Origin of the sequence: Sphingopyxis sp. TUF1, assembly GCF_036687315.1 — a bacterium.
In the GTDB taxonomy this organism is placed as follows: Bacteria; Pseudomonadota; Alphaproteobacteria; order Sphingomonadales; family Sphingomonadaceae; genus Sphingopyxis; species Sphingopyxis kveilinensis.
Map to the genome: position 1 here is coordinate 2965680 of NZ_CP144683.1, position 12878 is coordinate 2978557.

General features: G+C 63.9%; 14 protein-coding genes and 1 riboswitch. Of the genes, 2 read left to right on the top strand and 12 right to left on the bottom strand.

The annotated features are described in order from the left end of the window. Positions 1-112: 112 nt before the first annotated feature. From ilvC to VSX77_RS13965, 5 genes are all read right to left on the bottom strand, one after another. Positions 113-1153, bottom strand: a complete 1041-nt coding sequence (gene ilvC, locus VSX77_RS13945; protein WP_338425206.1) for a ketol-acid reductoisomerase — start codon at positions 1151-1153, stop codon at positions 113-115. Positions 1154-1276: 123 nt separating this feature from the next. Further along, entirely contained in the window at positions 1277-1792 is a 516-nt protein-coding gene (gene ilvN, locus VSX77_RS13950) for an acetolactate synthase small subunit (protein ID WP_338425207.1), read from the bottom strand. A 4-nt stretch (positions 1793-1796) separates the two neighbouring features. Further along, positions 1797-3551 (bottom strand): biosynthetic-type acetolactate synthase large subunit, encoded by a 1755-nt coding sequence (ilvB, locus tag VSX77_RS13955; RefSeq protein WP_338425208.1) that lies wholly within the window; start codon positions 3549-3551, stop codon positions 1797-1799. A 74-nt stretch (positions 3552-3625) separates the two neighbouring features. Continuing rightward, a complete protein-coding gene (gene miaA, locus VSX77_RS13960) occupies positions 3626-4585 on the bottom strand; it encodes a tRNA (adenosine(37)-N6)-dimethylallyltransferase MiaA (RefSeq protein WP_338425209.1) in 960 nt (319 codons plus the stop codon). A 60-nt stretch (positions 4586-4645) separates the two neighbouring features. Continuing rightward, entirely contained in the window at positions 4646-5278 is a 633-nt protein-coding gene (locus tag VSX77_RS13965; protein ID WP_338425210.1) for a LysE family translocator, read from the bottom strand. Positions 5279-5295: 17 nt separating this feature from the next. Continuing rightward, positions 5296-5376: riboswitch (ZMP/ZTP riboswitch) on the bottom strand. 203 nt (positions 5377-5579) lie between these two features. On the opposite strand from VSX77_RS13965, the gene serB reads away from it, so the two are divergent. After that, entirely contained in the window at positions 5580-6464 is an 885-nt protein-coding gene (gene serB, locus VSX77_RS13970; protein WP_338425211.1) for a phosphoserine phosphatase SerB, read from the top strand. A 67-nt stretch (positions 6465-6531) separates the two neighbouring features. On the opposite strand, the gene VSX77_RS13975 is transcribed toward serB, so the two are convergent. Genes VSX77_RS13975 through VSX77_RS14005 form a run of 7 tightly spaced genes read right to left on the bottom strand, consistent with a single transcriptional unit; the run spans position 6532 to position 11965 of the window. Then, complete coding sequence (locus VSX77_RS13975; protein ID WP_338425212.1) at positions 6532-7122, bottom strand: VOC family protein; 591 nt, start codon at positions 7120-7122, stop codon at positions 6532-6534. Between the two features lie 14 nt (positions 7123-7136). Beyond that, on the bottom strand, positions 7137-7754 hold the full coding sequence (locus VSX77_RS13980; RefSeq protein WP_338425213.1) for a glutathione S-transferase family protein: 618 nt from the start codon (positions 7752-7754) through the stop codon (positions 7137-7139). A gap of 47 nt (positions 7755-7801) precedes the next feature. Further along, positions 7802-8725 (bottom strand): SMP-30/gluconolactonase/LRE family protein, encoded by a 924-nt coding sequence (locus tag VSX77_RS13985; RefSeq protein ID WP_338425214.1) that lies wholly within the window; start codon positions 8723-8725, stop codon positions 7802-7804. Next, the gene (locus VSX77_RS13990) at positions 8722-9369 is read right to left on the bottom strand and encodes a carboxymuconolactone decarboxylase family protein (RefSeq protein WP_338425215.1); all 648 of its coding nucleotides are present in this window, start codon (positions 9367-9369) and stop codon (positions 8722-8724) included. Before VSX77_RS13990 ends, VSX77_RS13985 begins: the two co-directional genes overlap by 4 nt. Positions 9370-9379: 10 nt before the next feature. Further along, positions 9380-9775, bottom strand: a complete 396-nt coding sequence (locus tag VSX77_RS13995; protein WP_338425216.1) for a nuclear transport factor 2 family protein — start codon at positions 9773-9775, stop codon at positions 9380-9382. A 10-nt stretch (positions 9776-9785) separates the two neighbouring features. Next, positions 9786-10673: an SDR family NAD(P)-dependent oxidoreductase gene (locus tag VSX77_RS14000; RefSeq protein ID WP_338425217.1), complete on the bottom strand. Its 888-nt coding sequence runs from the start codon at positions 10671-10673 to the stop codon at positions 9786-9788. Next, positions 10670-11965 (bottom strand): spinster family MFS transporter, encoded by a 1296-nt coding sequence (locus VSX77_RS14005; RefSeq protein WP_338425218.1) that lies wholly within the window; start codon positions 11963-11965, stop codon positions 10670-10672. Before VSX77_RS14005 ends, VSX77_RS14000 begins: the two co-directional genes overlap by 4 nt. A gap of 106 nt (positions 11966-12071) precedes the next feature. On the opposite strand from VSX77_RS14005, the gene VSX77_RS14010 reads away from it, so the two are divergent. Then, positions 12072-12839: an SDR family NAD(P)-dependent oxidoreductase gene (locus VSX77_RS14010; RefSeq protein ID WP_338425219.1), complete on the top strand. Its 768-nt coding sequence runs from the start codon at positions 12072-12074 to the stop codon at positions 12837-12839. Positions 12840-12878: the final 39 nt, after the last annotated feature.

Below are 12878 nucleotides of genomic sequence, written 5' to 3' on the forward strand. Positions count from 1 at the left end.
TTGTCATTGCGAGCGAAGCGAAGCAATCTCCAGCCCGCGAAATTGCACGAGGCTGATGGCTGGAGATTGCTTCGTCGCTGCGCTCCTCGCAATGACGAGGTGTGTTGGCAGTTTAATTCTTCGACTTGTCCACCAGCTGGTTCTTGGCGATCCACGGCATCATCGCGCGCAGTTCGCCGCCGACCTTTTCGATCGGGTGCGCGGCGGCCGCCTTGCGACTGGCCTTCAATTCAGGCTGGCCGGCCTGGTTGTCGAGCACGAAATCCTTGACGAAGCGGCCCGACTGGATGTCCTGGAGGACACGCTTCATTTCCTTCTTGGTTTCCTCGGTGATGATGCGCGGACCCGTCTTGATGTCGCCATATTCGGCGGTGTTCGAAATCGAATAGCGCATGTTGGCGATGCCGCCTTCATAGAGGAGGTCGACGATCAGCTTGGTTTCGTGGAGGCATTCAAAATAGGCCATTTCGGGGGCGTAGCCCGCCTCGACCAAGGTCTCAAAACCCGCCTGGATCAGATGGGTGATGCCGCCGCACAGCACCGCCTGTTCGCCGAAGAGGTCGGTTTCGCACTCTTCCTTGAAGGTCGTCTCGATGATGCCGCTGCGGCCGCCGCCGACCGCCGAGGCGTAACTGAGGGCGAGCGCCTTGGCATAGCCGTTGCCCGAGGCCGCCGCACCTTGGGCTTCCTGTGCGACCGCGATCAGGCAGGGGACGCCGCCGCCCTTCTGATATTCGCTGCGCACCGTGTGGCCGGGGCCCTTGGGCGCGACCATGAAGACGTCGATGTCGGGGCGGGCTTCGATCAGGCCGAAGTGGATGTTGAGGCCGTGGGCAAAGGCGAGCGCGGCGCCGGGCTTCATGTTCGGGCCGATGTCGTCAGCATAGATTTTCGCCTGATGCTCGTCGGGGGCGGCGATCATGATGACGTCGGCCCATTCGGCGGCTTCCTTGTTCGTCATGACCCTGAAACCTGCGGCTTCGGCCTTTTTGGCGGTGGCCGAACCGGGGCGGAGCGCGATCGCGACCTCTTTCACGCCGCTGTCGCGCATATTCTGCGCGTGGGCGTGGCCCTGGCTGCCATAGCCGACGACGGCGACCTTCTTGCCCTTGATCAGATCCTGGTCGGCGTCGCGATCGTAATAAACCTGCATGTCATTCTTCCCTATTTTCTTCCGTCACCCCGGACTTGATCCGGGGTCCCGCTAGACGACGGTGAAAAGCGGGACCCCGGATCAAGTCCGGGGTGACGATAGTTGGACCTTGGTTCTATAAACTCAGAGCGCCTCCGGCCCGCGGGCGATGGCGACGACGCCGGTGCGGCCGACCTCGACCAACCCGCATTCGCGCATCAAGGCGATGAAGCGGTCGACCTTGTCGCTCGTCCCGGTGATTTCGAAGATGAAGCTCGTCAGCGTGGTATCGACGACCTTGGCGCGGAACACGTCGGCCATGCGCAGCGCCTCGATCCTTTTGTCACCAGTGCCCGCGACCTTTACCAGCGCGATCTCGCGCTCGACATGCGCGCCTTGATCCATGAGGTCGGTGACGCTGTGCACGGGCACTAGCCGTTCGAGCTGCGCGATGATCTGGTCGATCACCGCTGGCGGGCCGCTCGTGACGATGGTGATGCGCGACAGCGCATGATCGGCGCTGATGTCGGCGACGGTCAGGCTCTCGATATTATAGCCGCGGGCTGAGAACATGCCGGTGATCTTTGCGAGAATACCGGACTCGTTATCGACCGTGACTGCGAGCACATGACGCTCGCCGGCTTCGGTTTTGATTTTCATGGGATTACACCAGCGCTTTCGCTTCGTCGTCCATTGTGCCGACAATGTCGTTCGGCTGAAGGATCATGTCGGTGTGCGCGGCGCCCGACGGGATCATCGGGAAGCAATTGGCAAGCTGTGCGACGCGGCAGTCGACGATCACCGGACCTGGCGTGTCGATCATCGTCTGGATGCCCGCTTCGAGTTCACCCAGCGTGTCAATGCGCAGCCCTGTCCAGCCATAGGCGTCGGCGAGTTTCACAAAATCGGGCAGGCTGTCCGAATAGCTGTTCGAATAGCGGCTTTCATAGGTCAGTTCCTGCCACTGGCGGACCATCCCCATCCATTCATTGTTGAGGATGAAGATCTTTACCGGCAGGCGGTATTGGCTGACCGTACCCATTTCCTGAATGTTCATCTGCAGCGAGGCTTCGCCCGCGATGCAAATAACGAGGCGGTTCGGGTTGGCGATCTGCGCGCCCACCGCGGCGGGAAAGCCGTAACCCATCGTGCCGAGCCCGCCGCTGGTCAGCCAGCGGTTGGGCGCCGAAAAGCCGAAATGCTGCGCGGCCCACATCTGATGCTGACCGACTTCGGTCGTGATGATCGGGTCGTGCCCGCGCGTCGCGTCGAACAATGCCTTCACCGCGCGCTGCGGCATGATGTCGGCGTCCGGTTCCTTCTTTTCGGGGAAGTCGAGGCAGCGCGTCGCGCGCCAGCCGTCGACGCGGCGCCACCATTCGCCCAGGTCCCGCGCCTTATGGCCCTTGTCGGCCCACGCGGCGATCAGGGCGTCGAGTGCGCGGCCCGCGTCGCCGACGATCGCGAGATCGACGGGGACGATCTTGTTGATCGAGCTGCGGTCGATGTCGATATGTATCTTTTTGGAACCGGGCGAGAAAGCATCGAGACGGCCGGTCACGCGATCGTCGAAGCGCGCGCCGACCGCGATGATCAGGTCGGCGCGGTTCATCGCCATATTGGCTTCATAGGTTCCGTGCATCCCGAGCATACCGAGCCATTTGGGATCGTCGGCGGGAAAAGCGCCGAGCCCCATCAAGGTCGAGGTGATCGGCGCGCCGGTCAGCGACACGAGCTGGCGCAAGGCAGCGCTTGCGTCGGGGCCCGCATTGATGACGCCGCCGCCGGTATAGAAGATCGGGCGCTCGGCCGCGGCGATCATGTCGATCGCCTGCGCGATGGCATCGGCGTCGGGTTCGACCTGTGGGCGATAGCTGTTGTGCTGGATGAATTCGGGCACGCTATAGGTGCCGGTCGCGACCTGCACATTCTTCGGAATGTCGATCACCACCGGGCCGGGGCGGCCGTGCGTTGCGATGTGAAACGCCTCGTGCATGATCGGCCCCAAACGGTCAGGGTCCATGACGAGATAATTATGCTTGGTGCAGTGACGCGTGATGCCGACCGTGTCGCATTCCTGAAAGGCGTCGGTGCCGATCAGCGTGGTGGGAACCTGCCCAGTAAGCACAACCATCGGAATGGAGTCGAGCAAAGCGTCGGTGATGCCAGTGACGGCGTTCGTCGCGCCGGGGCCCGAGGTGACGAGCACGACGCCGGGCTTACCGGTCGAGCGCGCATAGCCCTCCGCTGCGTGGGTCGCGGCCTGTTCGTGGCGGACGAGGATATGCTTGATCGTCGGGTGCTTGTAGAGCGCGTCATAGATCGGAAGCACCGCGCCGCCCGGATAGCCGAACACTGTGTCGACGCCAAGGTCGACCAGCGCCTGAACCACCATGTCGGCACCGCTCATTTCCGTCACGACAAAACACCTTTCCACACAAAAACGCAGCGCTTGTGCGCTGCAACAGGGCTGCGGGCAATAGTTGCATGATTCTATCTTGTCAACAGCATATCACGTAATTTTATTACTAAATCGTCGATGTTGTCGTTGTTTAATGACTCGGTGGAGCGTGACCAGCTCGCCGGGGGCTGATGGCGGAACCAGGTGAACTGGCGTTTGGCATATTGGCGCGTCGCCGCCTGCGCGGCCGCGAGCGCCTCGTCGCGGCTCGCCGTGCCATCGAGGAAGGCCGCGATCTGCGGGACACCGATCGCGCGCATGACGGGAAGGTCGGGATCGAGGCCGCGGGCGAGCAGCGCTTCGACTTCGCCGATGGCGCCGCCATCGAACATTTGCACCAGCCGCGCATCGCAGCGTGCCCGCAGCCAGTCGCGCGGTGGCAACAGGACCAGCGGGGCAAGGGCGACACGGTCGGCGATGCCGCCTTCGCGCGCCTGCTGCCAGCTTGCCAGCGTGCGCCCGGTCGAACGCACAACTTCGAGCGCGCGCGCGACGCGGGTGATGTCGGCGGGGTTCAGCCGCGCCGCCGCCGCCGGGTCGGCGACCGCGAGGGCCGCGTGGGCTTCGCCGACCGGAAGCGTGCGCACGGCCTGGCGGACGGCGGGATCGATTTCAGGGACCGGCGCAATGCCGAAAAGGAGCGTGCGCAGATAAAGCCCGGTGCCGCCGACGAGAACGGGCACACGGTTTGCGCGATGGGCAGACTCGATCTCGGCGCGCGCTTCGGCGGCCCAGCGTGCGGCGTTACAGGCCTCCGCGCCGTCGATGTGACCGAACAGGCGATGCGACACGCCCGCCATTTCGGTGTCGGTCGGCCGCGCCGAGAGTATCCGCAGATCGGTATAGACCTGGCTGGCATCGGCGTTGATCACGACCGCGTCGCCCAGCGCCCTGGCCAGGCCGACGGCCAGCGCGCTTTTGCCGCTGGCTGTCGGCCCCGCGATGATCGCGAGCGGCAAGGGCGTGGGGGGCGGGGTCGATGAAACAGCCATTCCGCTCGCGCGATAGCAGGCCCCGCGCGTGCAGGCGAGACGGCGCTTCGGCCCGGCGCCCTAACGGCGCGCTTCGGTCGCCATCCGCACGGCCAGCCCGGCGAGCACGGTTCCCATGATCCACCGCTGGACCCGCGCGAACGACGGGCGGTCGACCAGAAATCTGGCGAAGCCCGCGGCGGAAAAGATGATCGCCATATTCACCAGCGCGCTGATGAGGATCTGCACCGTCCCCAGAGCGAGCGCCTGCCCGAGGATGCTTCCGCTGGTAGGGGTGATGAATTGCGGCAGCAGCGACAGATACATCACGGCGATTTTCGGGTTCAGCAGGTTGGTGAGGAACCCCATCAGGAACAGCTTGGACGGCGGGTCCGCATTTAGCTGTTTCACCTCGAACGGCGATCGGCCACCCGGCCGCACCGCCTGCCACGCGAGCCACAGCAGATAGAGCGCGCCCGCGAAGCGTATCGCGTCATAGGCAAAGGGGATCGCCATCACGAGCGCGGTGATACCGAAGGCCGCGCACAGCATGTAGAAAACGAAACCGAGCGCGACGCCGCCCAGCGAAATCATCCCCGCCGCGCGGCCCTGACAGATGGCGCGCGAAATCAGATAGACCATATTGGGCCCGGGCGTCACGACCATGGCAAAGGCAATGAGGGCGAAGGCGAGCAGATTATCGGGTTCGGGCATTGCATTCCTCCTGACAGAATCGATGCCCAGACGCGCGGCGGCAAGTCCCCGCGCTTCCCGATGGTGACCCATCTCCAGCGTCAGTCACGCGGGTGAAAGGCGTCATCGGTCAATCGGATTGGCCCGGCAACCCGAAAGCATCGCTATTCGGTAAAGCTTTGCTTTCAGGGCAGGAAGTACGGTTTGATTGCGGCCTGCGTCGGCAAAGCCGACTTGCCGGGCATCCGATCGCTCTTGCCGCTGGGCGCGGCGGCCGCGATAAGCTGGCTATCGAGGCTGTGAAAGACCGAAAGGACCCGCCATGTTCGTCGCCACATTGATTGCAGCCGGAAAGCTGACCGACGAGGTGGTTCGCGAAGCGATCGACCGGCTCGACGCAACGGGGCACGACGTCGGCGCGCCGCACTGGCTGGATGTCGGCGACGCCGCTGACATCGTTTTTCAGGGCAGCCTGGTCAGTGCGCGCAGCGAATTGATGCTGATGGATCACGGCGCGCTCGACATCGTCGTTCAGCCGCTGGGCGATCGCACCAAGAAACTCATCATCGCCGACATGGACTCGACGATGATCACCGTCGAATGCATCGACGAACTCGCCGACTATGCAGGACTGAAACCGCAGATCGCGGCGATTACCGAGCGGGCGATGAACGGCGAGCTCGATTTTCGCGCAGCGCTGGAGGAGCGCGTGGGCCTGCTCGCAGGGATGGACGAAGCGGTGCTTGCCGAATGCCGGATGGAGCGCGTGCGGCTGACGCGCGGCGCGCGGACGCTCGTGCAGACGATGAAGGCGCATGGCGCTTTTTCGGTGCTCGTGTCGGGCGGCTTCATGCCCTTTGCCGGGCCCGTTGGCGAAGCCGTCGGGTTCGACAAGGTTGTCGCGAACGAACTGGAGATCGCGGGCGGCAGGCTCACGGGCAAGGTGCTCGAACCGATCGTCGACAGCGCGGCCAAGCTCGACACGCTCAAGGCCGAAGCCGCAGCGCACGGCCTGCCGCTTGCCGACACACTGGCGGTGGGCGATGGCGCAAACGACATTCCGATGATTACGGCGGCGGGTCTCGGTATCGGCTATCATCCGCATCCCGCGGCGGCCGAGGCAGCGGCGGCGGTGATCTGCCACCATGATCTGACCGCTTTGCTCTGGGCGCAGGGTTATCCGCGACGCAGCTGGGTGCTGGGATAAAAAGAACCCGGCCAATGGCCGGGCTCAGGAGGAGTTCCCGCAAGCGGAAATCCAGTGGATCGAAAAGCTATTCGGCGGGCACGGGTGTGCGGCCGGTGATCATGCCCGTGGCTCGCGTGCCGTCGGCCTGCATCGGATCGTGCGCGACGTCGCGGTCGTCGAACGTCTTGGTCCAGGCAGCAAATTCCAGGCATACGCCGTCGGGGTCGAAGAAATAGACCGAGCGCACGAAGACATCGTCGTTCATTTGGTCCGACGACTGTGTTGGCGAATTGTCGTGATTGAGGATCTTGGTGACCTCGACGCCTTTGTCTACGAGCCGCTGATAATATTCATCGAAGCGTTCGGCGGGGACATTGATTGCGATATGGTTCATCGATCCGTGCGCCGAGACGAAACTGCCCTTCGTCGGCAGCGCGGCGGGGGCGGAAATGCCGGGCACGGCTTCGGGCGCATCGGGAAACCAGAAAAAGGCCAGGCTGTCGCCGTTGCCCATGTCGAAAAAGAAATGCTGACCGCGCCCGCCAGGCAGGTCGATCGTCTTGGTCAGCGGCATACCGAGGATGTCGCGATAAAAGGCAACCGTCTTTGCCATATCCTTGCACACGAGGGCGAGGTGGTTGACCCCGCAGAATTCAAATTCCTTGTTGGCAGCCATCATCCGTCTCCTTGTCAGCTTATCTGGGCACTGGGGCGGCTTTTCATCCGCTCGAACCAGCGCAAAACATGTGTGCAGGCAGGATCGACCGGCTGGCCGACCGACGCGCCGAAATCGAGGAAGGCAAAGAGCATGACGTCGGCAAGGCTGATCGTATCGCCTGCGATATAATCGCGCCCCGCGATCAGCGGATCGAGCCAGCGGATGCCGTCCTGCGCAATCGCCTTGAGTCCCGCCGCCGCTTCGGGCAGGCAGCGCGTCCGCGGCTGAAACAGCGCGAGACCTTCGGCAAAGCGAAAGCCGTTTGTAAGCGGCTCGCAAATCTTGAGATCGACCCGGCGCGTCCACATACGAGTGGTCGCGCGCGTCTCGGCGGTCGTGCCGATCAGCGCGGGCTCGGGAAAACGCTCTTCCAGATATTCGCAGATGGCGGTCACTTCGTTCAGCATCGACCCGTCGTCAAGCTGAAGCGCCGGGGTCTGCCCCGCCGGATTGACGTCGATATTATAGGGAGCGCGCCGGTTCTCGCCGCCGCGCAGGTCGATCATGACCTCCGGAAGCTCGATACCCTTTTCCGCCATGAACAGCTTCACGACGCGCGGGTTGGGGCCGACGCTGTTATAGAATTCCATCCTGTCCTCTCACGACTCTTATAGCATCACCCTCGCCAATCGTCAATTTAGTTGACGATTGGCGAGATAAGTCCCGGTCGCGGCCAGCGAACGCGGTAAAGCGTGCCCGTCGTCGATGCGGTGATATAGGCATCGCGCCGGTCGGCGCCGCCGAAGGCGATGTTGGTGATCCCGACGTCGGGCAGCGGCACGAACTCCGACCCGCCGCCGTCGGGGTCAAAGACGGTGACCCCGCCTTCGACCATCGTGCCGACGCAGATACGTCCGCTTTCCTCGACGGCGAGGCTGTCGAGGAGGCGAAAGGCGGGCGGCGTGCCGACAAAGCGGCCCGGCGCCCACGGCGGCGGTGGGGCGAGGGTGCCCGGCGCGACGATGTCCATCGCCCACAGACGCGCAGTCATCGTCTCGCTGACATAGAGCGCCCGCCCGTCGGGGGAGAGCCCGATGCCGTTCGGCCCCATCATGTCGGCGCGCTGGCGGCTGATACCCGATCCATCGGCGGCTGCGTAAAAGATCGCACCATGGTCGCGGCCAGACTCGCGGACCTGGCCATGGTCGGTGAACCAGAAGCCGCCATGTGCATCGAAAATAAGATCGTTCGGACCTTTGAACCGCTCACCCTCGAAGCTGTCGTAGAGCGTCGTGACAATACCCGTGGCAAGGTCGACCCGCTGGATCGACCCGCACGCTTCGGGGTTCGCGGCGTGGCCGGGGAACAGCAGGGAACCTGCCTCGATCCATTCGAACCCGCCATTGTTGCAGACATAGGCGGCGCCGTCGGGGCCGATCGCTAGTCCGTTCGGCCCGCCCCCCAGTTCGGCAACGACCGACAGTTCGCCGTCGGGTGCCACGCGGGTCAGGGTCCCGCGCGCGATCTCGACGAGCAGCACCGACCCGTCGGCCATCGGCACCGGCCCCTCGGGAAAGCGAAGGCCCGTGGCGACGACCGCGGGTGCGCCATAGCCGCTCATTCCTGCGGCGGTCGCGGCGCGCTGAGGAAATCGGCGGCGCTGAACCCTTCGGGCGCGGCGATCTCGACGATGGGGTCTTCGCGCGCGTCATATTCCATGCGGAGCGCGCGGGTGATGACCGCGTGCATATCGTAAAGACAGGTGATGTAGGTGAATTCGAAAATCTGCTCGTCGTTCCAGAAGGTCTTGAGCTTGTCGAACACTTCGAGTGGCACGCGGCCGCCGGCCTGGCTCAGGCAATCGGCATAGGCCAGCACGGTGCGTTCCTGATCGTCATAGCAATCCGCGACCGGCCAATGCGCAATGGCTGCAATCTTTTCCTCGCTGACGCCGAGGCCGCGGAGTGACTTGCAATGCTGCGAAAATACGAACTGGCTGCCTTTGACCCAGCCCGCGCGCGTCTGTCCCAGCTCGCGCAGCACCGGATCGATCGTGCGGGCAGGGTTGCGATAGACCGCGAAGCCCTTGACGGCATGTTCGAAGATGTCGGGCGACAGCGCAAAAACGGTCCACCAGTCGCCGGGCGTGCCCGTCGCGGTGCCGGGTTCGGCAACCGGATCGCGGTCGCCGAAAAGGCGGTTGTAATAGGCAAGGACGGTCTCGTCGGTGACTTCGGATCGGGGAACCTGACGCAGGACGGGCATGGAATACTCCTCAGGCGTTCGCAAATTTGCGGAATTCGGCGACATGCGCGCTGTCGAAATATTCGTCGAGCCGCGTGATCTTGCCATTTTCGACCTTACAGATGATCGCGCAGGGCAGGCGCACCGGGCCGTCGTCGTGGACGCGGACGCCCTTGAGCACATGCTGCTGAACGAAGCCGCCGGGAAAGGTGGTGAGGCGGCGATCGGCGTATTCGCGGTTCTTGATCCGCGTCACCATGCCGGTCAGCGTCTGCGCAGTGTGTGCGGGAGTGACGATCAGCTCGTCAGTATTGTGCCAGATTTCGGCGTCGGGCGTGAAGCTGTTCTGCATCGTTTCGATGTCCCCTGCCTCGATCGCGTCGAAAAAGCGCGTCGCCATCGCGCGGATGTCATCCTGTTCGCTCATATTGTTCTCCTCAGATCTTGGCGCCGAACATGCGGCCGCCATTGGCGGCGATCAGTCCATTGATGTCGTCGCCGCGATAGTCGGGATCAGCCGACGGACCGAAGGCAGCCAGCATGTCCTGCGTCACCAGTTCGGCCATCTTTTTCCATTCGGGATGGGTGAAGATCCAGTAGTCGCCATTCTCGATGGCCTGCACGACGCGCGCGCCGACCTTGGCGGGGTCCATCCCGCCAGCGAGTACGCCCTGCATCGCCTGACTCGTCGCCGCAGCCTTGCCGACCTCGACCTCCACGGGCCGCAGGTCGCGTGTCGTTTCGACGATCCGCGTCGCCGACATACCCGGCATCAGCACTGAAATATCGACGCAGGTCTCGGCCAGCTCGTTCCGCAGCGCCATCGCGATGCCGAGCGTCGCATATTTGGAACTGATATAAGCGACCGAGATCGGCGGCGGCACGATCGCGACCATCGACGATGTGATGACGAGATGCGATGGCTCGCCGCTCGCCTTCATGTCGCCGAGGAAAGTGCGACACGCATAAAGATGCGCGTGCGCGTTGACCGCATAGTTCCAGCGCCACACGTCGGTGTCATAGCGCTCGAAAGGCCCCGACCCGCCGCCGACCCCGGCGTTGCTGAACAGGATGCGTACCGGTCCAAAAATCTGCGCTTTTTCTGCGGCTTCCGCCCAGCTTTCTTCGCTGGTGACGTCGAGGCGGAGGCCGATTGCGTTTGCACCCTCGCCACGCAACGCCGCTGCCGCGGCTTCGGCGCCAGCTCCGTCGATGTCGGCGAGAATGACCGAGGCCCCATTGGCGACGAGCGCTTTCGCGGTGGCGAGGCCGAGGCCGCTGGCGCCGCCGGTGACGAAGGCCGTCTTGCCTGCGACGTCGGTCATTCGGCGAAATCCTTTTCGAGATGGCGCGTCATCCGATACTGCGCGATGCCCGCCGCCGCCGCGAAGGGCATCAGCGCCATCAGCGCCCAGCGCAGGCTGTCGACGCCGTGCGCATCCATCAGCGCGTCGCTGACGATGCCGGCGAACAGCGGACCAAGGCCAAGGCCGATGATGTTGAACATCAGCATAAGCACCGCGGCAGCCGTGGCGCGGCTGCGCGGCGGGGTCAGGTTTTGCACGAGCGCGAGCGCCGGGGCGACATAGGCTGTGCACGCCGCCATCGGGATCAGCATCAGCGCGAGCGACAGCTGCCAGCTATCGACGAGCAAGGCTGCGATGAAGGTCGGGATCAGCACCGCCGTCGCCAGTGCAGGGATGGTGCCATAGGCGCGCGCCGAGGTCTTGGCGCGGTGGCTGACCAGCCAGCCGCCGCCGAGGATGCCGATACCGAAAGTGATGCCCGCGGCGGGCGCGAACCATGTCGCCATCGCCTCCAACGGCATATTTTGCGTGCGCATCAGAAAAGCGGGAATCCAGTTGAGCATCCCGTAGCTGACGAAGGCCGCGAGCCCGCTGCCGATCATCACCATGCGCAGCGACGGGCGGCGGATGAACATCGCGAGGCTCTGGCTGAAAGGCAGTGCTTCGTCGGCGGGTTTGTGGGTATCCATCGCGCCGCGCGCAGGCTCGCGGACGAGCCAGATCAGCAGCGGGGCGACAAGGATGCCAACGATGCCGATGACGATAAAGGCATTGCGCCAGCCGATATTGGCGGCGGCCCATGCACCGAAGGCCGCGCCGACGAAGACGCCGAACGGCCCGTTACAGGTAAAGATCCCGATTGCGAGCGGCCGCTGCGCGGAGGGATAATAGTCGGCAAGCACCGACAGCGACGGTGCGGTGCCGCCCGCTTCGCCTGCACCGACGCCGAAACGCATCAGCGCCAATTGCCAGAAATTCGACGCCAGGCCGCACGCCGCCGTAAAGCCGCTCCAAACGATGCAGGCGATGCCGATCAGCCGGATGCGGTTCCAGCGGTCGGCGATCATCGCGACAGGAACGCCCATTGCCGCATAGAAAAGCGCGAAGGCGAGGCCGGTCAGCAGGCCGAACTGCGTATCGCTGAAATTCATGTCGGCGCGGATCGGCTCGACGAGCACCGACAGCAGCTGACGATCGACGAAATTGATCGTGCCGACGATGAACAGCATCACCAGCGCGACGTTGCGGCGCAGCGCGAGGCCGCTTTCGTGCGCAGCTGCGCCGGCGGGAACGGCGGTGGCCTCGGTCATAACTCTCCCCAAATCGCGCGATTCTTCTATTCAAAAAATACTTAGATATTTAAGTTTATCTGTCAATGTGCTTTACGGTAGCGGGTAACTTGCCGGGAGAGAAGAGATGGAGATCAAGGGCAAAAGCGCGATCGTCACGGGGGCGGCGGGCGGCATCGGTCGCGCCACGGCGGTGATGCTGGCGGCACGCGGTGCGCGGGAGATTGCGCTTGTCGATGTCAACGAAGCGGGACTTGCCGAGACGGCGAAGCTGGTTGAAGGCGAGGGCGCGCGTGCGGGCATCCACCGGCTCGACCTTTCCGACATTCCAGCGACCGAGGCGTGGTTCCGTACGCATGGCGACGTCGACATATTGCACAACAATGCCGGCGTTGTGTCGGGGCTGCCGCAATTTCCCGACGTCGATGCCGCCCGCCTGCGCTGGATCATCGACGTTAACTTGACCTCGCTCGTCGCGGCGACGCAGATCGCCGTGCAGGCGATGCGGAAAAATGGTGGGGGAGTCATCGTCAACACGGTCTCGACCGTCGCGCTCGGCACCGGGTTCTACGATGCCATGTATGCGACGACCAAGGCGGCGGTGATGATGTTCACGCGCTGCTGCGCGCCGCTGAAAGACGAATGCAACGTCCGCGTCGCCGGGATGCTGCCGGGGCTGGTCGATACGCCGATCCTCGATACGACCGGGGCGGGCGGCAAATCCGAATGGATGAAGGCCGTGCTCGCGAACAACGAGGCGTGCGCGCCCGAGGATATTGCGGGGGGCGTGATCGCGCTGATCGAGGACGACAGCCTAGCGGGTGGCGACTGGCTGGCAGTGCGGCGGCTGGGCGGTCAGATCGAATATCAGTGGGGGCACGCCGACACGATATAAGATCAAAGCGTCATTGCGAGCGAAGCGAAGCAATCTCCA

Coding starts and splice junctions, on each gene's coding strand:
- ilvC (WP_338425206.1), bottom strand. CDS start 1,153: ATGCAGGTTTATTACGATCGCGACGCCGACCAGGATCTGATCAAGGGC.
- ilvN (WP_338425207.1), bottom strand. CDS start 1,792: ATGAAAATCAAAACCGAAGCCGGCGAGCGTCATGTGCTCGCAGTCACG.
- miaA (WP_338425209.1), bottom strand. CDS start 4,585: ATGGCTGTTTCATCGACCCCGCCCCCCACGCCCTTGCCGCTCGCGATC.
- VSX77_RS13965 (WP_338425210.1), bottom strand. CDS start 5,278: ATGCCCGAACCCGATAATCTGCTCGCCTTCGCCCTCATTGCCTTTGCC.
- serB (WP_338425211.1), top strand. CDS start 5,580: ATGTTCGTCGCCACATTGATTGCAGCCGGAAAGCTGACCGACGAGGTG.
- VSX77_RS13975 (WP_338425212.1), bottom strand. CDS start 7,122: ATGGCTGCCAACAAGGAATTTGAATTCTGCGGGGTCAACCACCTCGCC.
- VSX77_RS13980 (WP_338425213.1), bottom strand. CDS start 7,754: ATGGAATTCTATAACAGCGTCGGCCCCAACCCGCGCGTCGTGAAGCTG.
- VSX77_RS13985 (WP_338425214.1), bottom strand. CDS start 8,725: ATGAGCGGCTATGGCGCACCCGCGGTCGTCGCCACGGGCCTTCGCTTT.
- VSX77_RS13990 (WP_338425215.1), bottom strand. CDS start 9,369: ATGCCCGTCCTGCGTCAGGTTCCCCGATCCGAAGTCACCGACGAGACC.
- VSX77_RS13995 (WP_338425216.1), bottom strand. CDS start 9,775: ATGAGCGAACAGGATGACATCCGCGCGATGGCGACGCGCTTTTTCGAC.
- VSX77_RS14000 (WP_338425217.1), bottom strand. CDS start 10,673: ATGACCGACGTCGCAGGCAAGACGGCCTTCGTCACCGGCGGCGCCAGC.
- VSX77_RS14005 (WP_338425218.1), bottom strand. CDS start 11,965: ATGACCGAGGCCACCGCCGTTCCCGCCGGCGCAGCTGCGCACGAAAGC.
- VSX77_RS14010 (WP_338425219.1), top strand. CDS start 12,072: ATGGAGATCAAGGGCAAAAGCGCGATCGTCACGGGGGCGGCGGGCGGC.